The sequence below is a fragment of the Oceanimonas sp. GK1 genome (assembly GCF_000243075.1).
Lineage (GTDB): Bacteria > Pseudomonadota > Gammaproteobacteria > Enterobacterales > Aeromonadaceae > Oceanimonas.
Map to the genome: position 1 here is coordinate 1634837 of NC_016745.1, position 17165 is coordinate 1652001.

At 64.1% G+C, this 17165-nt stretch carries 18 protein-coding genes; 6 read left to right on the forward strand and 12 right to left on the reverse strand.

Annotation, left to right across the window (positions count from 1 at the left end):
* Positions 1–49: 49 nt before the first annotated feature.
* From GU3_RS07805 to rbsD, 6 genes are all read right to left on the reverse strand, one after another.
* A complete protein-coding gene (locus tag GU3_RS07805; protein WP_014291985.1) occupies positions 50–1054 on the reverse strand; it encodes a substrate-binding domain-containing protein in 1005 nt (334 codons plus the stop codon).
* Entirely contained in the window at positions 1054–1968 is a 915-nt protein-coding gene (gene rbsK / locus GU3_RS07810) for a ribokinase (protein WP_202798293.1), read from the reverse strand. Before rbsK ends, GU3_RS07805 begins: the two co-directional genes overlap by 1 nt.
* A 62-nt stretch (positions 1969–2030) precedes the next feature.
* On the reverse strand, positions 2031–2912 hold the full coding sequence (gene rbsB / locus GU3_RS07815; protein ID WP_014291987.1) for a ribose ABC transporter substrate-binding protein RbsB: 882 nt from the start codon (positions 2910–2912) through the stop codon (positions 2031–2033).
* 22 nt (positions 2913–2934) lie between these two features.
* Positions 2935–3900: a ribose ABC transporter permease gene (rbsC, locus tag GU3_RS07820; RefSeq protein WP_014291988.1), complete on the reverse strand. Its 966-nt coding sequence runs from the start codon at positions 3898–3900 to the stop codon at positions 2935–2937.
* Positions 3897–5399: a ribose ABC transporter ATP-binding protein RbsA gene (rbsA, locus tag GU3_RS07825; protein WP_014291989.1), complete on the reverse strand. Its 1503-nt coding sequence runs from the start codon at positions 5397–5399 to the stop codon at positions 3897–3899. The genes rbsC and rbsA overlap by 4 nt, the downstream gene beginning before the upstream one ends.
* A gap of 8 nt (positions 5400–5407) precedes the next feature.
* Positions 5408–5827 (reverse strand): D-ribose pyranase, encoded by a 420-nt coding sequence (gene rbsD, locus GU3_RS07830; RefSeq protein WP_014291990.1) that lies wholly within the window; start codon positions 5825–5827, stop codon positions 5408–5410.
* A 298-nt stretch (positions 5828–6125) separates the two neighbouring features.
* Here rbsD and GU3_RS07835 point away from each other — a divergent pair, with 298 nt between their 5' ends.
* Positions 6126–6902 (forward strand): tRNA-(ms[2]io[6]A)-hydroxylase, encoded by a 777-nt coding sequence (locus GU3_RS07835; protein ID WP_014291991.1) that lies wholly within the window; start codon positions 6126–6128, stop codon positions 6900–6902.
* 28 nt (positions 6903–6930) lie between these two features.
* Here GU3_RS07835 and GU3_RS07840 read toward each other — a convergent pair whose 3' ends face one another.
* Genes GU3_RS07840 through pspF form a run of 6 tightly spaced genes read right to left on the reverse strand, consistent with a single transcriptional unit; the run spans position 6931 to position 13155 of the window.
* On the reverse strand, positions 6931–7728 hold the full coding sequence (locus GU3_RS07840) for an ATP-binding cassette domain-containing protein (RefSeq protein ID WP_014291992.1): 798 nt from the start codon (positions 7726–7728) through the stop codon (positions 6931–6933).
* Entirely contained in the window at positions 7725–8726 is a 1002-nt protein-coding gene (locus tag GU3_RS07845) for an oligopeptide/dipeptide ABC transporter ATP-binding protein (protein WP_014291993.1), read from the reverse strand. The genes GU3_RS07840 and GU3_RS07845 overlap by 4 nt, the downstream gene beginning before the upstream one ends.
* Complete coding sequence (locus GU3_RS07850) at positions 8726–9619, reverse strand: ABC transporter permease subunit (RefSeq protein ID WP_014291994.1); 894 nt, start codon at positions 9617–9619, stop codon at positions 8726–8728. The genes GU3_RS07845 and GU3_RS07850 overlap by 1 nt, the downstream gene beginning before the upstream one ends.
* Positions 9603–10565 carry an ABC transporter permease subunit gene (locus GU3_RS07855; RefSeq protein WP_014291995.1) on the reverse strand — a complete coding sequence of 321 codons (963 nt, stop codon included), beginning with the start codon at positions 10563–10565 and terminating at the stop codon, positions 9603–9605. The genes GU3_RS07850 and GU3_RS07855 overlap by 17 nt, the downstream gene beginning before the upstream one ends.
* A gap of 2 nt (positions 10566–10567) precedes the next feature.
* Positions 10568–12166, reverse strand: a complete 1599-nt coding sequence (locus GU3_RS07860; RefSeq protein ID WP_014291996.1) for an ABC transporter substrate-binding protein — start codon at positions 12164–12166, stop codon at positions 10568–10570.
* Between the two features lie 2 nt (positions 12167–12168).
* Positions 12169–13155, reverse strand: coding sequence for a phage shock protein operon transcriptional activator (gene pspF / locus GU3_RS07865; RefSeq protein ID WP_014291997.1), 987 nt, complete (start codon positions 13153–13155; stop codon positions 12169–12171).
* A gap of 185 nt (positions 13156–13340) precedes the next feature.
* Here pspF and pspA point away from each other — a divergent pair, with 185 nt between their 5' ends.
* Genes pspA through GU3_RS07890 form a run of 5 tightly spaced genes read left to right on the forward strand, consistent with a single transcriptional unit; the run spans position 13341 to position 17023 of the window.
* Positions 13341–14009 carry a phage shock protein PspA gene (pspA, locus tag GU3_RS07870; RefSeq protein WP_014291998.1) on the forward strand — a complete coding sequence of 223 codons (669 nt, stop codon included), beginning with the start codon at positions 13341–13343 and terminating at the stop codon, positions 14007–14009.
* The gene (pspB, locus tag GU3_RS07875) at positions 14006–14239 is read left to right on the forward strand and encodes an envelope stress response membrane protein PspB (protein ID WP_014291999.1); all 234 of its coding nucleotides are present in this window, start codon (positions 14006–14008) and stop codon (positions 14237–14239) included. The genes pspA and pspB overlap by 4 nt, the downstream gene beginning before the upstream one ends.
* A complete protein-coding gene (pspC, locus tag GU3_RS07880) occupies positions 14224–14619 on the forward strand; it encodes an envelope stress response membrane protein PspC (RefSeq protein ID WP_014292000.1) in 396 nt (131 codons plus the stop codon). The genes pspB and pspC overlap by 16 nt, the downstream gene beginning before the upstream one ends.
* The gene (locus GU3_RS07885) at positions 14616–16019 is read left to right on the forward strand and encodes a YcjX family protein (RefSeq protein WP_014292001.1); all 1404 of its coding nucleotides are present in this window, start codon (positions 14616–14618) and stop codon (positions 16017–16019) included. Before pspC ends, GU3_RS07885 begins: the two co-directional genes overlap by 4 nt.
* A complete protein-coding gene (locus GU3_RS07890; protein WP_014292002.1) occupies positions 16016–17023 on the forward strand; it encodes a YcjF family protein in 1008 nt (335 codons plus the stop codon). The genes GU3_RS07885 and GU3_RS07890 overlap by 4 nt, the downstream gene beginning before the upstream one ends.
* The last annotated feature ends 142 nt before the right edge of the window (positions 17024–17165 follow it).

Genomic DNA, 17165 nt, shown 5'->3' on the forward strand with positions numbered 1-17165 from the left:
GAGGTTCATCGTGGTTAGAAGCAAAACCCCGAGGCTAACCGGAGTGGGCTCAAATGACCAGCGGTGCGCTGCTTTCCCGCACCACCAGGGCCGGCTCCAGGGGCAACAGGCGGCGAGGGGCGTGGGGTTCCCGAATACGGGCCAGCAGGGTATCCACCGCCAGTGCCCCCAGCACCGCCTTGGGCTGCTCTATGCTGGTTAGCCGCGGCACCAGGTAGCGGGCCAGCTCGATGTTGTCGTAGCCCACCACCGACATCTGCTCGGGCACTTTCACCCCCGTATCGGCCAGCGCCCGCAGGGCACCGGCCGCCATCATGTCGTTGCAGGCAAACACCGCCGTGGGGCGTTCGGGCTGGGTCAGCAGGTGCGCCATGGCTGCCTTGCCGCCGGCCAGCTCAAAGCCACCCTCCAATATCCATTCCTCCCGCACCGCCAGGCCGGCGGCGGCCATGGAGGTCCTGAAGCCGGCCAGTCGTTCATCGCTGGCGCGCTGCCCGGCGGGACCGGTGATGCAGCCGATATGGCGATGACCCAGGCTTATCAGATGCTCGGTGGCCAGCCGGCCGCCCTGCTGGCCCGAGTCCTTGATGAGATCTGCCTTCAAGCCCATGGGGCCCCAGTCCGCCAGCACCAGGGGCAGGCTGGCATGACGGTCAAAGGCGCCATCATTAAGGTTGGCCTGGGTACACATCACGATAATGCCGTCCACCCGCTTTTGCTGCAGCATGTCGAGGCTGGCGCCGAGCCGCGCCCGGTCACCGCCGGTATTGCACAGCACCAGGCTGTAGCCCAGCTCGTAGCAACGCTGCTCCACCCCCTGCACCACCTCGGCAAAAAACGGGTTGGTGCTGGAGGTCACCAGCATCCCCAGGGTGCGGGTCTGATTGACCTTGAGGCTGCGGGCCAGCGCCGAGGGGGTGTAGTGCAGCTGGTCGATGGCCTGCTGCACCCTTGCGGTGATCTCCGGGCTGACAAAGCGGGTCTTGTTGAGCACATGGCTGACGGTGGAAGTGGAAACCCCGGCCATTCTTGCCACGTCCTTGATGGTGGCCATTAATCTTGCTCCAGCAGGGCCTCGATGTCGGCCCTGTAGGGCACCGAGGTCTGGGCGCCGGGGCGGGTCACGGAAATGGCCGCCGCGGCCTGAGCGAAGCGTACCGCCGGCTCCAGCGCCAGGCCCTGCTGCAGGGCGGCAACCAGGGCGCCGTTAAAGGTGTCTCCTGCCGCCGTGGTGTCCACTGCCTGCACCGCAAAGCCGGGCATGCGCCGGCCCCGGCCGGCCTCGCTCAGCCACACGCCCCGGGCGCCGAGGGTGATGATCACGGTGGCAATGCCCCGCGCATGCAGCGCCTGAGCGGCGGCCGCGGCCCCGGCGTCGTCGTTGACCGCGATGCCGGTGAGCCGCTCGGCTTCGGTCTCGTTGGGGGTGATGACATCCACCAGCGTCAGCAGCTCGTCGGGCAGGGCCTGGGCGGGGGCGGGGTTGAGCACCACGTTGGCTCCCTGAGCGCGGGCGAGGCGGGCGGCGGCCAGGTTGGTTTCCAGGGGGATTTCCAGCTGCAACAGCAGCTGATCGCAAAACAGGGCGCTGGCATGGCGCTCCAGCCGTTCTGGCGTCAGGGCGGCGTTGGCGCCGGCGGCCAGGGCGATGGTGTTTTCGCCGGCGTCGTTGACCTGGATCAGCGCCACCCCGGTGTTGACCCCGGGCACGGTGTCGATGGCGTTGATGTTAATGCCGTCGGCGGCGAAACCGGCCAGCAGATCGCCGGCCATGGGATCTTCACCCACGCAGGCCACCAGCCGGGTGGCGGCGCCGGCCCGGGCGGCGGCCACCGCCTGATTGGCGCCCTTGCCTCCGGGCACGATGCGGTAGTCATGGCCGGTGAGGGTTTCGCCGGGGCGGGGAAACTGGGGCAGCCGAATGACGTGATCGATATTGATGCTGCCGGTTACGGTTAAGGTCATGATGCTTGCTCTAAAATGCCTTGGCTAATAGGCCACTCCTGCGAAAGCGGGAGTGGCCAGAGAAGTTATTTGCTGATCACCTGCAGCGGTACCGGAATATGGTCGGCCACGGTCTCGCCGTTCAGCACCCTGACCGCGGTTTCCACCGCGATGGCGCCGATTTCGCCGGGCTGCTGGGCAATGGTGGCCGCCAGCCGGCCGCCTTGCACCGCCTTGATGCCGTCTTCGGTGCCGTCAAAGCCCACGATCAGCACCTCTTGCTTGTTGGCGGCCTGTAGCGCGCGCAGGGCGCCCAGCGCCATTTCGTCGTTCTGGGCAAACACCGCCTGCACGTCCGGGTTGCCGGTGAGCAGGTTTTCCATCACGTTCAGGCCCTTGGTACGGTCAAAATCGGCAGGCTGGCTGGCCATCAGGGTCAGGCCGTGCTCGCTCATCGCCTGGGCAAAACCTTCGCCGCGCTCCCGGGCGGCGCTGGTGCCGGCAATGCCTTCCAGCTGGATCACCCTGGCGTCGGCCCCCACCTGTTCGGCGATAAAGTCGCCGGCCATTTTGCCGCCGGCCACGTTGTCGGAGGCGATGTGGGAGACCACCTCGCCCCGGCTGGCGGCGCGGTCCAGGGTCAGCACCGGCAGATTGGCGCGATTGGCCAGGCGAATGGCATTGGCCACCGCATCGGAGTCGGTGGGGTTGATCAGCAGCACCTTGGCGCCCCGCACGCTCAGGTCTTCCACGTTGGCCAGCTCCTTGGCCGGATCGTTCTGGGAGTCGAGCACGATCAGGTTGTAACCGAGCTCGGCGGCCTTTTGCTCGGCGCCTTCCTTCATGGTCACGAAGAAGGGGTTGTTGAGGGTGGAGATCACCAGCGCCAGGGTATCCTGGGCGTAGGCGCCGGCGGTCAGGGTGGCGCTGACCAGCGCCGTGGACAGCAGGGTCGTCAGTTTTTTCATGATGATGGTCCTTTTCATTGGGTTACTTGTTCTTGTTGTCGACCAGTACCGCCAGCAGGATCACCGAGGCCTTGGCGATCATCTGGTAATAGGACGACACATCGAGCAGGTTCAGGGCGTTGTTGAGAAAGCCGATAATCAGCGCACCGATCAGGGTGCCCATAATGGCGCCCCGGCCGCCGGCCAGGCTGGTGCCGCCCAGTACCACGGCGGCGATGGCGTCCAGCTCGTAGCTGGTGCCGGCGGTGGGCTGAGCCGACGACAGCCGGCTGGTGACGATAATGGCCGCCAGCGCCGACAGCATGCCGCAGATGGCGTAAACGCCCATTTTTACCCGGGCCACGTTGATGCCCGAGAGCCGGGCCGCCGCCTCGTTGCCGCCCACGGCGTAAATGTAGCGGCCAAAGCGGGTGTGGTTGAGCAGGTACCAGGCGCCGAGAAAGGTCAGTCCCATCAGCCACACCGGCACCGGAATGCCGAACACATAGCCGGTGCCGAACCAGGCGAACAGATCGGCGGTATCGGTAAAACCGGTGGAAATGGGCCGGCCGTCGGTATACACCATGGTCACGCCCCGCAGCAGGGTCATGGTCACCAGGGTGGCGATAAAGGCCTGCACCCGGCCCTTGGCCACGATCACCCCGCTGACCCCGCCAAGGGCAAAGCCTGCCAGCAGCACCGCCGGCAGGGTGATGAAAATGGACAGCTCCATCGACACCATGCTGGCGGCAAAGGCGCCGCACAGGGCCAGCACCGAGCCCACGCTCAAATCGATGCCGGCGGTGAGGATCACCAGGGTCATGCCCACGGCGATAATGGCGTTGACCGAGGTCTGGCGCAAAATGTTGAGCAGGTTGTCGACGGTAAAGAAGTTGGGGTTGAGCACAGAGACCACCGCAATCAGCAGGAACAGGGCGATCAGCGATTTCTGGGCGATCAGCCATTCCTTGCTGAACCAGCGACGGCCGGAGTTGAGTGCGGTGTTCATGCCATTTCCTCTTGTTGCGCCTGGCTCACGGCGGCGGCCAGCAGTTGTTCCTGAGTGGCCTCGGCGGCCTCGAATTCACCGGTAATGCGCCCTTCGTGCATTACCATGATGCGATCACTGATGCCCAATACTTCCGGCATGTCGGAGGACAGCAGCAATATGGCCATGCCCTGTTGCTTGAAGCGGTTGATCAGCTGATAGATTTCTTTTTTGGCGCCCACGTCCACGCCCCGGGTGGGCTCGTCCAGGATCAGCACTTTGGGCTGGGTCATCAGTCCTTTGGCGATGGCCACCTTTTGCTGATTACCGCCGGAGAGGTTGCCGATAAGCTGCTCGCGCCCGGGGGTCTTGATGTTGAACAGCCGAATGAATTCGTCCACCGCGTGGCGTTCGGCGCCGTGATCGAGCTGGGGCCCCTTGCTGAACTCGGCCAGCGCCGACAGGCTCATGTTGGCCAGCACCGACAGCCCCAGCACCAGGCCGTCGCCCTTGCGGTCTTCGGAGATGTAGGCGATGCCCGCCTCCAGCCCCTGGTGGGGGGTCGTGGCGTGGTAGGGCTGGCCCGCCAGGGTGACGGTGCCGCCGTTACGGGGCAGGGCGCCATAGAGAATGCGCGCCAGCTCGGTGCGACCGGCGCCCATCAGCCCGGAGAAGCCGAGAATTTCGCCTTCCTTCAGGGTAAAGCTGACGTGCTTGACGCCGGGGCCGGAAAGTCCTTCTACCCGCAGCACTTCCTTGCCAGCGGGCACGGCCAGGCGCGGATACTGCTCATCCAGCCGGCGGCCCACCATCATTTCAATCAGCCGATCCTCGTCGATGTCGGCCACCGCTTGCTCGCCAATCCACTTGCCGTCGCGCAGCACGGTAATGCGATCGCAGATTTCGAAAATCTCCGCCAGCCGGTGGGAGATATAGACGATGCCGCAGCCGGACTGGCGCAGCTCTTCTATCACCCGGAACAGGGCCCGGGTTTCGGTGTCGGTCAGGGCATCGGTGGGCTCGTCCATGATGATGACATCGGCGTTGAACGACAGCGCCTTGGCGATTTCCACCATTTGCTGAGCGCCAATGCTCAAATCGCCCACTCGGGTTTTGGGAGAGTGCCTGATCTGCAACCGGTCCAGCAGGCCCTGCGCACCGGCATAGAGCCGGCGCCAGTCGATGTTGCCGAAGGCGCCGATCGGCTCCCGTCCGAGAAAGATGTTTTCCGCGATGGTCAGCTCCGGCAGCAGGTTCAGCTCCTGATGAATAATGCCGATGCCGGCCTGCTGCGACTCGCGCGGGCCTTTAAAACGGCGAGCTTCCCCCCGGTAGCAAATGGTGCCGGCATCGGCCTGGTAAATGCCGGTAAGCACCTTCATCAGGGTGGATTTGCCGGCGCCGTTTTCACCCATCAGGGCCATTACCTGGCCCGAATAGACATTGAGGCCGGCCTGATCCAGCGCCTTGACGCCGGGAAAGGCCTTGTCGATGCCGGAAAGAGACAATATCGGGTTCATGGTTTTCCTCAGAAGGGCACGCCGGCGCACAGAATAAGATTGGCGTAGGGCGTGCATTCACCGGTGCGGATCACGGCCCGGCTGTGGCCGTTGCGGCCCTTGAACTCGGCATGGCTGAGATAACGGACGGCAATGTCGCGTCCCTGATCATGGGCGGCTTCGGCCATTTGCGCCAGCAGGCGCCGGTGCAGCTCGGGGCTCGCCGTTTTGATTTCTTCCGCCAGTACTACCGCCTCCAGCTGCAGCTCGGTGAGCAGGGCGGCAAGGGTGTCTTCAAGGCCCGGCAGGCCTGGGCTCACCGCCAGATCGATACGTTCCACTCCCGGGGGCACCGGCAGGCCGGCATCCCCCAGGGTGATTTCGTCGGTATGGCCCAGGCTTGCCACCAGGGCGGAGAGGTGGCTGTTCAGCAGAGTGGTTTTTTTCACGGCGGCGCCTTGCTTTAGGGAGAAGCAGCTTCTCCTGATTAACCGAAAAATAACTGGCGAAACGGTTACGCAAACGATTCGATGGCGGGATTTTAGGTAAAAACCGCGATAATGTTAGGCGAATATCTGCCGTGAATTGAAAACTGTGATCCGGGTCAAGTTTTGACGTTGTACCTGCCGGGCGGGTTATATTCGTTCGAAACCTGTGCAGCCCGGGCAGGAAAAATACCGGCCCGAGGCTGTCTGGGGCGGAGCGAATTGGTACACTGCGGGCCGCCGTTTTTGCACCGAACAGGTAATGATTGTGACTGCCAGCCCGTTAACCCCCGAATTCAACACCCTGCTTGCCCCCATCCATGACTTTCTGCACTGCGCCACCCCTGAGGCGTGGATAGCCGAGGCGCGCCAGCCCGCGCGGCTGGCGGTGCTGCTGGTGGATCACGCCAACTGCGAGATGAAGGCGGCGATGAGCGCCCACAGCCTGGTGCGCCGCTACTGCCTGCCGAGGGACAAGCGCAAGCTGCTGCCCAATCTCGACTTTTACAAGTCCCTCGATGCCCTGCCGGAAAAGGGCGAGGTGCTGGGCAAGCAGACCCTGCTGGGGGACAACCGCCGAGTGTTCGACGAGCTGGCCAAGAACGATCTGCTGGTGAAGATGGTACGGCTTATTCAGGAAGAGCTGCACCATTTCGAGCAGGTGCTGGAAATCATGGCCGCCCGCAAGGTGCCTTACGACACCCTGTCGGCGTCCCGCTACGCCAAGGGGCTGCTGGCCCATGTGCGCACCCATGAGCCGGCGGCCATCGTCGATCGGCTGATCATCGGCGCCTATATCGAAGCCCGCTCCTGCGAGCGCTTTGCTCAATTGGCGCCGTTTCTGGATGAGGAGCTGAGCCGGTTTTATGTGTCGCTGCTGCGCTCGGAAGCCCGTCACTACCGGGACTACTTGGTGCTGGCCCGGGATTATGCCGGGGAAAGTATCGATGATCGGGTGGCGTTTTTTGGTGAGCAGGAAGCGGCGCTGATACAAGCCCCCGACTCCCTGTTTCGTTTTCACAGCGGCGTGCCGGCCTGACTTAAGCTCCGGGCCGCTCGCGCTTTCATTATTTCGGTGGCTGCCAGCGGTATTCGTTGTTGTAGCTTTGCAGCAGGCGCGCGGCCTGTTCGCTTTGAGGGTGATTGAGCACCTTGTGGCTGGGGCCGGCTTCCACCACGTGGCCCTCGTGCATCAGGATCACCTGATCGCTGATATGACGTACCACCCCCAGATCGTTGGCCACCAGCACGTAAGACAGCCCCAGGTTTTGCTGCAGGCTCAGCAGCAGGTTGATGATCTGGGAGCGCACCGAAATGTCGAGGTTGGAGATGGCCTCGTCGGCCACAATGATGCTGGGGGAGAGGATCAGGGCCCGGGCCAGGGCCACCCGCTGCTTTTGGCCGGTGGAGATCATCTGCGGATAGAAATGGTAGTGATCCGGCAGCAGCCCCACCATGCGCAGGGTATCCATCACCAGCGCCTCGCGCTGCTCGGCATCCAGATCGGTGTTCAGCTGCAGGGGAGCATCCAGGATCTGCCCGATGCGGTTACGCGGGTTGAGCGCGGTGTTGGGATCCTGAAAAATCATGCGGATCAGCTGGCAGCGTTTCTTGTAATCCCCGGCCTCGATTTTTTCCCCGTCAATAAAAATGCTGCCCTGGGTGGGCGGCAGCACCCCGGCCAGCACCTTGGCCAGGCTGCTCTTGCCCGAGCCCGCATCGCCCATCAGCGCCAGGGTCTGGCCCCGCTCCAGGGTGAACGACAGCGGGTGAAAGGCGGTTTTCACGGTCTTGCGAAACAGCCCGGTGTGGTTGACGAATACCTTGCTGAGGTTGTCCACCTTGAGCAGCGGGGCGCGGATCATTTGTGTTTTTTCTCCGGCATGTTGAGGGGGAAGTGGCAGTAATAGCTCTGCCCCTTGTATTTGGCCAGCGGCGGGGTGATCACGCATTGCTTCTGCGCCCGGGGGCAGCGGGGTCCCAGCCGGCAGCCGATAGGCAGGCTTTGCAACGGCGGAATGGCGCCCGGCAGGGTATTGAGCCGGGACTTGTGGGGCAGGTTGCCACCGAGATCCGGCATCATTTGCAGCAGGGCATCGGTGTAGGGGTGGTGGGGCCGGGACAGCAGTTGATCCCGGGTGCCCGACTCCACCGCCTGGCCGCAGTACATGACGGTAATGTTGTGGGTGAGCTGGGCAAAGCTGGTGATGTCGTTGCCAATCAGCAAAATGGTGGTGCCCGACAGCTTGTTGACCCGCTCCAGCAGCCGGAATATCTGAGCCTGGTTGGTGGCCTCCATGGCGTTGGTGGGCTCGTCGGCCACCAGCAGCTTGGGCTGGTTGGCAATGGCCATGGCAATCATCACCTTCTGGCATTCGCCGTCGGAGAGCTGAAAGGGGTAGGCGTTCATCACCATTTTGTGATCCCGAATGCCCACCCGGTGCAGCAGGCCAATGGCCTGGGTGCGGCGCCAGTGCCAGCGCTGCCACCACTTGCCCCGAAAGCTGCGGGCGGGAATGGCCTCCACCAGCTGGGCGCCGATCTTCTCCGACGGATCCAGGCTGGTGGACGGCTCCTGAAAGATCATGGCCATGTCCCGACCCATCAGCAGCCGGCGCTCTTTGGCAGACAGGCTTTGCAGGTCCACGTTGTCCAGGTACATGCGGTCGGCGGTCACCCGCCAGGTGTCCCGCTCAATGCCGACGATGGTCTGGGCCACCAGGCTCTTGCCTGAGCCCGACTCGCCCACCAGGCCGCGGATTTCGCCTTCGGCCAGGGTCAGGCTGAACTTGTCCACCGCCTTGACCATGCCCTGGGGGGTGTCGATTTCAATGGTGAGATTGCGAATATCCAGCAGCGGCATCAGTCCATCACCTCGTTAATGGCCTGGCGCAGGCCTTCCCCCACCATGTTCACCACCAGCACGCTGAACAGGATGGCCAGCCCCGGCAGGGTCACGGTCCAGGGCGCCAGAAACACCAGATCCATGGCGTCGGACAGCATGGCTCCCCATTCCGGCCGGGGGGGCTGGGCGCCGAGACCGAGAAAGCCCACGGCGGTAATGTCGAGCATGGCCGCCGACAGCGCCCTGGTGGTCTGGCTCACCAGGGTATCACTCAGGTTGGGCACAATACCAAAGCGCAGAATACGCCAGGCGTTGCCCCCGTCCAGGCGAATGGCGGTGATGTATTCCTTCTGCATTTCTTCCGACACCGCGTTATAGGTGGCGCGGATGTACTGGGGAATGAGCGCCAGGGTAATGGCGATCAGGGTGTTGAACAGGCCGGGGCCGAGAATGGCCACGAAGATGATGGCCAGCAGCAGCGAGGGAATCGACAGCAGGGTGTCGAGCAGATGGTTAAGAATGCTGCCTTTCAGGCCCCGGCTCATGCCCCCGAGAATGCCGATGGCGCTGCCGGTAAAGAGCGCCACCACCACAATCAGCACGGCGTTGCCAAAGGTCAGCCGGGCGCCGTTAATCAGCCGGGAGAGCATGTCCCGGCCCAGATCATCGGTGCCGAGAAAGAAGTCGACATTGCCCGCATCGGCCCAGGACGGCGGCAGCAGCAGGGCCTCATTGAACTGTTCATAGGGGGCATAGGGGGCGAGCCAGGGGCCGAGCAGGGTCAGGGTGCACAATATGCCGAGCCCCCACAGGCCCACCATGGCCAGGGTGTTCTGGCGAAACAGCTGCCAGGCCCGCTCCCGGGGCGAGCGGACGTGCAGCTCGGGATAGATGTTAGCCCTGGCTGGCATAGATGGCCTTCCTTCTGCTGGGGTAGATCAGGGTGGAGAGAATGTCCATGCCGACACTGGCGACCATGGTAAAGGTGGCAATGGCCAGGGTGCCGCCCTTGATGGCGGCGTAGTCCTGCAGCGCAATGCTGGTCACCAGCCAGCGACCCAGGCCCGGCCAGTCGAACACGATCTCGGTCATCATGGCGGAGGTGAGCACGGTACCGAACTGCAGCCCCAGGGTGGGAATGGCCATGGGAAAGGCATTGCGCAGGCCGTGGCGCAGCACCACATGGGTTTCGCTGAAGCCCTTGGTCAGGGCCGCGCGAATGTAGTTTTGCTTGAGCACTTCCAGCAGGGCGCTGCGGATTTGCCGGATCACTTCCGTGGTCGGCACGATGGCCAGCACCAGGGCCGGCAACACCAGGTGGCGCAGGGCATCGATAAAGGACTCCCATTGGTGGGGGTGGTCGGTGAGCAGGGTGTCGATGGTCATGATGCCGGTAACCGGCGTGATGTCATACAGCAGGCTGAGCTGGCCCGACACCGGCAGCCAGCCCAGGTGCAGGGAAAACAGCATCACCAGCAGCAGCCCCAGCCAGAACACCGGCACCGAGTAGCCCACCAGGGTGCCGGTGAGGATCAGGGTATCCTGCCAGCGGCCCTGGCGCACCGCCGCCAGGGTACCTACCGGCACCCCCACCAGCAGGGAGATCACAAAGGCGGCCAGGCACAGCTCCAGGGTCGCCGGAAAATACTGCCCAAGGGCCCCCAGCACCGGCAGTCCGGTGGCGCTGGAAATGCCGAAGTTACCGGCCAGCAGATCCTGCAGAAACCGCCAGTAGCCATGCCAGAAGTCGCCTTCGCCCTGTTGCAGCAGGCGAAACTCCAGTCCATAGGCAAGCAGGGTGAGCAGCAGCAGGGTGCTGAGCAGCAGGTTGAAGCGTCGCAGCAGGTAAATCAGCATGGCTATTCCTTCCAGGCCTGGCGCAGGGCCACGCCGCCATAGGGGCGCAGTTGCAGGCCGTTGACCGTCTGCCGGTGGGCCTGTTGCTTGAGGGTATGGTTAAGGGGGATCAGCGGCATGTCCAGCTGCACGATTTCCTGGGCGCGGTGGTAGTAGCCGATGCGCTCGCTCAGGTTGGGAGCGGTAAGGGCCGCCGCCAGCTGTTGTTCAAACAGCGGATGGCACCAGCGGGTGGCGTTGGTACCGGTGGCGATGGCCTGGCAGCTCAGCAGATTGTGCAGCATGTTGTCGGGATCCGGGGTGTCGGCAGACCAGCCGGTGAGCACCGCGTCCTGCTGGCCGGCCATCAGCTCCCGGCGCAGTATTTGCTCCTCCAGGCTTTGCAGCCGCACGCGAATGCCGAGCTCTCCCAGCCGGCGCTGGATAAGCTGGCCGGTTTTGAGGCTGTCGGGATTGTAGCTGCGCGCGCCCGACGGCACCAGCAGGGTCATGGCAAAGCCGTTTTCCAGCCCGGCCTGGGCCAGCAGCCAGCGGGCGCGGTCGGTGTCGGGCAGCGGCATCACCAGGTTGGGGTGGTAGCCCCAGGACACCGGCGGCAGCACCGACTCGGCCGAATAGCCGATGCCGAAATACACCGCCTGCAGAATGTCATCGCGAGACAGCGCCAGGGCCAGGGCCCGGCGCACCCGGACATCATCAAAAGGCGCCTTTGTGGTGTTGAGTGCCAGTACCGAAATATTCATGCCGGTGGCCTGATCCAACACCAGTTCCGGGTGAGACTTAATAACCGCCATCTGGCTGGCGCCCGGATGGGCCATGACATCGCACTCACCGGTGAGCAGTTTGGCCAGCCGTTTCGACGACTTGGGGGTGATGTCGAACACCAGCTGGGCCAGCTGGACCTCGCCGCGCCAGTAGCCGGGGTGGCGGTAATAGCGGATAAAGTCGTCAATGCGGTACTGGGCCAGCAAAAAGGGGCCCGTGCCCACCGGCTGCTGATCCAGGCGCTCGGGCGTGCCCGCGGCCAGCAGCCGGGCGGCGTATTCCGCCGACAGGATCACGCCGTAGTCGGTGGCCAGGTTGGTGATGAAGGTGGCATCGGGGCGGCTCAGCACAAATTCCACTTCCCGCGGCCCCAGCGCCTTCACTTCGGTAATGAGCGTGCTCAGGCCAATGCTGTCGAAAAAGGGATAATGGCCGCCGCTGACTCCATGATAGGGGTGGGTTTTGTCGATCAGCCGTTGATAGCTGAACACCACATCGTCGGCGTTCAGCGGCCGGGTGGGAGTAAACCAGTCGGTATGGTGAAACTGCACCCCGGGGCGCAGGGTAAAGCGGTAACGCAGGCCGTCGTCACTGCGGCGCCAGCTCAGCGCCAGAGCCGGTTCCGGCTGCAGGGTGTCGGGGTTGATGTCCAGCAGCCGGTCATAAAGCTGGTGGGCGGTGGCGTCCAGGGTCTGGGTGGAAGCGGCCAGCTGCGGGTTGAAGGTGAGGGGAGCGCCTTCCGCGCAGTAAAGCAGGCTTTCTTTTGCCAGTTGTCGGTCACTGCCGTCGCACCCTGCCAGCAGCAGGGCGGTGAGCCAGCATAGCCAGAAACGCATGTTCAGTCCTTTTGTTCCGTGGCCGCCGTTGCCACGGCATGTTTACGCAGCAGGCCGCGCAGCTGATGGTAACTCAGTCCCAGCAGCTCGGCCGCCTGGCGCTGATTATAACGGGCCCGGACCAGCGCCGTCTCAACCAGCGTTCGCTCCTGTGACGCCAGATGGGTTTTCAGCTCCAGCGGCCAGGCCAGGGCGGGGCCAGTTTGTTCCATGGCCGGTCGCCAGGGCGAGGCAAACGGATCCAGACACAGCGCGGCAAGCGGTTGCTCGGGGGCGCGCTGGCGACACAGGCTGCGCTCCACGGTGTTTTTCAGCTCGCGCACATTGCCCGGCCAGGGGTGGGCCAGCAACTGCCGGCGCGCCTCGGGGGTGAACCCCGCAAACAGGGGCCGGCCCAGCTCGGCGCTCCATTTCACCGCAAAGTGCTCCGCCAGCTGGAGCACGTCGTCTTCCCGGGCGCGCAGGGGCGGCAATGTAATCACATCAAAGGCCAGTCTATCAAGCAGATCGGCGCGGAACTCGCCTTTATTGACCAGGCCGGGCAGATCCTGGTTGGTGGCGCACAGCAGGCGTACGTCCACCCGCACCGGCAGGCTGCCGCCCACCCGCTCAAATTCACCGTATTCAATGACCCTAAGCAGCTTTTCCTGCACCCGCGGGCTGGTGGTGGCCAGCTCGTCCAGAAACAGGGTGCCGCCGTCGGCCCGCTCAAAACGGCCCGCATGGCGCTTTTGCGCCCCGGTAAAGGCGCCCGCCTCGTGGCCGAACAGCTCGCTTTCCAGCAGGCTTTCGGCCAGGGTGGCGCAGTTGATGGAGACAAAGGGTTGCTGCCAGCGGGTCGACAGATAATGCAGCCGGTGCGCCACCAGCTCCTTGCCGGTGCCGCGCTCGCCCACCACCAGCACCGGCCGGTCGAGGGGCGCCAGCCGGGAGACTTCATCCAGTACCCCGAGCAGGGGGTTGGACTGGCCGAGGAGTTCGCTGTCCATAAAGGCTACACTTTGGTTAATTTCGCCAAATAGTAGTTTTTTTTGCCATGCCTGGCCACTTAAAACCGGGGCTGTGACGTCTTCCGCCCAGGCTGGGCGCGCCTTGTGAAGGCTGGCACGAACCTTGTATTGATCAGGGCCAAGACACGGGCAGTCCGCCCGTGGTTTCATCAAGGAGACGCCTCATGAGCATATTTTCCAGAATGGCCGATATCATTAATGCCAACCTCAACTCCCTGCTCGACAAGGCAGAGGATCCGGAAAAAATGGTGCGACTGATCATTCAGGAGATGGAAGACGAGCTGGTGCGCGAGCGCTCCAACCTGGCCCGTTTTCTGGCCGAGAAAAAGGATCTGCTGCGCCAGATTGAACGCCACCGGGAGCGGGTGGAAGAATGGCAGGGCAAGGCCGAGCTGGCGCTGACCAAGCAGCGGGAAGATCTGGCCCGGGCCGCGCTGCTGGAGAAGAAAAAGCAAAGCGAGCTGCTCACCGCCCTGGAGCAGGAATGCACCGTGGTGGAGGAGAGCATGAACAAGCTTTCCGACGCCATTGCCAAGCTGGAAGCCAAGCTGGGTGACGCCCGGGCCCGCCAGCAGGCCATGCAGCTGCGCCAGCAAAGCGCCCAGAGCCGCATCAAGGTACAGGAGCGGGTACGCCGCAGTGAAAGCTCGGCGGCCATCGACAAGTTCGATCGCATGGAGCGCAAAATCGACGAACTGGAAGCCCGGGCCGATCTCTACAGCCAGAGCAAGGGCCTGGATCAGGAATTTGCCGAGCTGGAAGTGGACGATGCCATCAGCAAGGAGCTGGAGCGGCTCAAGGCAAAAATGCATGATGACAAGGAGCAGCAATGACCGAACTGGCCTGGGCCCTGGTGGCCCCGTTAAACATTTTTCTGTTTCTGGTGGTGCCCATCTGGCTGGTGCTGCACTATCGCAGCAAGCGCCGGCTGGATGAAGGCCTGGACGACAACGCCCGCACTCGCCTGGAGCAGGCCCTGCAACAATCCGAGCAGCTGGCCGAGCGGGTCGAGACCCTGGAGCGGCTGCTGGATCAGGAGGTGCCCGAATGGCGTCGACGCTGATTAACCTTTATCGTGACAAGCGCAACGGCAAACTGGGCGGCGTGTGCGCCGGCATTGCCCGGCGGCTGGAGGTGGAGCCCTGGCTGGTGCGGGTGCTGGCCATTACCGGCCTGCTGTTTGCCAGCTTTCTGACCCTGGTGCTGTATATCGCCGCCTGGCTGTTGCTGGACGATCTGCCCCGGGAGCAGCAGGCGCCGGCGCATCAGGAGCACGTCAAGGCCGCCGGCTGGCGTTCCGGGCTGGCGCCCAGAGAGGCACTGGAGCGGCTGGAAAGCCGGCTGGCGCGGCTTAACGGCCGGGTCGCCGCCATGGAGCGGCTGATCACCTCCGGCGAGTTTCGCCTGCGACGACAATTCAATGATCTGCGCGAGGACAAATGAACAAAACGGCCCTTCGGCAGTGGCGCAACAAGGCCGAATCCTGGGTACAGCGGGGGCTGGACCGCCGGCTGCGGCTGGCGGTCACCGGCCTGAGCCGCAGCGGCAAGACCGCCTTTATTACCAGCCTGGTCAACCAGCTGGAGCATGCCGGGCTGGATGCCCTTCTGCCGCACTGGCCGCCGGCGGCAGAAGGGCGCCTGCTGGGCAGCCAGCGGGTACCCGGCCGTCATCATCATGTGCCTGCCTTTGGTTACGAGGCGGCCCTGAGTCAGCTGTCGGCCAACCCGCCCCACTGGCCCGAGCCCACCCGGGGCATCAGTGAAATCACTCTCGCCATTCGTTACTGCCCCAAAAACCGGCTCAAGCGCCGGCTGCAGGACACCGCCACCCTTTACTTGGAGCTGGTGGACTATCCCGGTGAATGGCTGCTCGACCTGCCGCTGTTGTCCATGAGTTATGCCGACTGGAGCGCCCAGCAGCGCGAACTGCTGCGCACCCCGGCACTGGCCGCGCTGGCCCGGCCCTGGCTCGATGCCGGCAAGCTCATTGCCCCCGACCACCCCGCCGATGATGCGGTGCTGGCGCCCCTGGCGGCGGCCTACACCCAGTGGCTGCACGACATCAAGCGCGAATGCGGCGCCTATCTGGTGCAGCCGGGCCGGTTTATTCTGCCCGGGGAATACCAGGGCGCGCCCATGCTGCAGTTTGTGCCCTGGGTATGGGGCGAGGTGGCGGCAGGGCTCAACGAGCAGCACCATTACGGCATGATGGAAACCCGTTTCGAGCACTATAAAAAGCACCTGGTGGCGGGGTTCTACCGGGAGCATTTCGCCGGTTTCGATCGCCAAATAGTGCTGGTGGACTGCTTGAGTGCCCTCAACCGCGGCCCCGACAGCTTTGCGGATCTGGGCCGGGCGGTGAATGCCATCGTACAGAGCTTTGACTATGGCAAAACCGGCTGGTGGCGGCGCTTGTTTGCGCCCCGCATCGACCGGCTGCTGTTTGCCGCCACCAAGGCCGATCACCTGACCCCGGATCAGCACGGCCGGCTGACGAGCCTGCTTGCCACCCTGGTACGGGGTGGCCACCGTCATGCGAGGCTCTCGGGCATCGACATCGAGACCCTGGCGCTGGCCTCCATCAAGGCCACCACCAGCGGCACGGTGAGCTACCAGGGCGACACCATTCCGGCCCTGCAGGGCCGACGCCTGGAGAGCGGCGAGCCGGTGACCCTGTATCCGGGCGAGGTACCGGAAAGCCTGCCCGACGCCGGTTTCTGGCAGCATCAGGGTTTTGACTTTACCGACTTCGCCCCGCCCGGCTGGCAGCCGGAGCAGCCATTGCCCCATCTGCGCCTGGACCGGGCGCTGGCCTTTTTACTGGGAGACAAACTCGCGTGACCCTGAAGAGCAAAGTGATCCTCGACCAGTCCCTGCATCAGGCCGGGCCCGAGCCATTGCGGCCGGGGCAGGATCTGACCGAACAGGACTTTCTGCAGGCCGAAGCCGTCCCCGGCGGCCCCGCCGAGGCGTTGCGGCCCCGCCGTCGGCACCGGCTGTGGTGGAGTGCGGTCAGCCTGGTAATGGTACTGCTGCTGGTACACTCGGGCTTGTCATTGTGGCAGACCTGGCAGCAAAACCAGTGGCTGGGCGCGGCCTGGAGCCTGGCGCTGGCACTGCTGGCGCTGGCGGCCGGCAGCAGCCTGTGGCGTGAAGCCAGGCAGTTGCGCCGGCTGGAACGGGTGACGCGCCAGCGGGCGCGGGCCGAAGCGCTGCTGGCGAAAGCGGGCCATGGCCGGGCTCAGGGGTTTTGCGAGCAGCTGGCCCGCCAGAGCGGGCTGGAACACAGCGACGCCTTTGCCCAGTGGCAGGCCGGCCTCACCGGTGACGAGCAGGACACGGAAGTGCTCGGCCTCTACAGCCGTCAGGTACTGGCCACCCAGGACCGGCAGGCCCGGGCCCGGGTGCTGAAATGGTCCGGCGAGGCGGCGGTCATGGTGGCCGCCAGCCCCCTGGCGGCGGTAGACATGCTGCTGGTGCTGTGGCGCAACCTGAAAATGATGGAAGATATCACCCAATGCTATGGCATTCGGCTGGGGGCGCTCAGCCGGTTACGGCTGCTGAAAGGCGTGCTGCACCATATGCTGTACGTGGGGGTGTCGGAGGCGGCCATTGACGCCGGCATGGACTTGCTCGGGCTGGAGCTGGCCGGACGACTGTCGGCCCGGGCCGGGCAGGGGGTGGGCGCCGGTCTGCTCACCGCCCGGCTGGGACTGCAGACCATGGACTTGTGCCGGCCCATTCCCTGGCAGGGGGATGAGAAAAAACAGTTGGGCGGCATACGCCGCGCGTTGCTTGACCGAGTGGCAACCCTGCTGAGCCGCAGTGATAAAAATGGGGATTAGGGATAGGGGATTAGGGAATTGTAGCTGCCACTTTAGTTGGCAGGGCCTGTGCAACAGGCCTTAAATACACGTGGTCTTCGGGTTTGCGCCAGCTAAAGCGTCGCCTACAGCCGGATACAGAATGAGCGCGTAGGTTGGGATG

Coding starts and splice junctions, on each gene's coding strand:
- GU3_RS07835 (WP_014291991.1), top strand. CDS start 6,126: ATGATTGTGACTGCCAGCCCGTTAACCCCCGAATTCAACACCCTGCTT.
- GU3_RS07860 (WP_014291996.1), bottom strand. CDS start 12,166: ATGCGTTTCTGGCTATGCTGGCTCACCGCCCTGCTGCTGGCAGGGTGC.
- rbsB (WP_014291987.1), bottom strand. CDS start 2,912: ATGAAAAAACTGACGACCCTGCTGTCCACGGCGCTGGTCAGCGCCACC.
- pspF (WP_014291997.1), bottom strand. CDS start 13,155: ATGGACAGCGAACTCCTCGGCCAGTCCAACCCCCTGCTCGGGGTACTG.
- rbsC (WP_014291988.1), bottom strand. CDS start 3,900: ATGAACACCGCACTCAACTCCGGCCGTCGCTGGTTCAGCAAGGAATGG.
- GU3_RS07855 (WP_014291995.1), bottom strand. CDS start 10,565: ATGCTGATTTACCTGCTGCGACGCTTCAACCTGCTGCTCAGCACCCTG.
- pspC (WP_014292000.1), top strand. CDS start 14,224: ATGGCGTCGACGCTGATTAACCTTTATCGTGACAAGCGCAACGGCAAA.
- GU3_RS07840 (WP_014291992.1), bottom strand. CDS start 7,728: ATGATCCGCGCCCCGCTGCTCAAGGTGGACAACCTCAGCAAGGTATTC.
- GU3_RS07885 (WP_014292001.1), top strand. CDS start 14,616: ATGAACAAAACGGCCCTTCGGCAGTGGCGCAACAAGGCCGAATCCTGG.
- pspA (WP_014291998.1), top strand. CDS start 13,341: ATGAGCATATTTTCCAGAATGGCCGATATCATTAATGCCAACCTCAAC.
- GU3_RS07805 (WP_014291985.1), bottom strand. CDS start 1,054: ATGGCCACCATCAAGGACGTGGCAAGAATGGCCGGGGTTTCCACTTCC.
- rbsA (WP_014291989.1), bottom strand. CDS start 5,399: ATGAACCCGATATTGTCTCTTTCCGGCATCGACAAGGCCTTTCCCGGC.
- pspB (WP_014291999.1), top strand. CDS start 14,006: ATGACCGAACTGGCCTGGGCCCTGGTGGCCCCGTTAAACATTTTTCTG.
- GU3_RS07845 (WP_014291993.1), bottom strand. CDS start 8,726: ATGCCGCTGCTGGATATTCGCAATCTCACCATTGAAATCGACACCCCC.
- GU3_RS07850 (WP_014291994.1), bottom strand. CDS start 9,619: ATGCCAGCCAGGGCTAACATCTATCCCGAGCTGCACGTCCGCTCGCCC.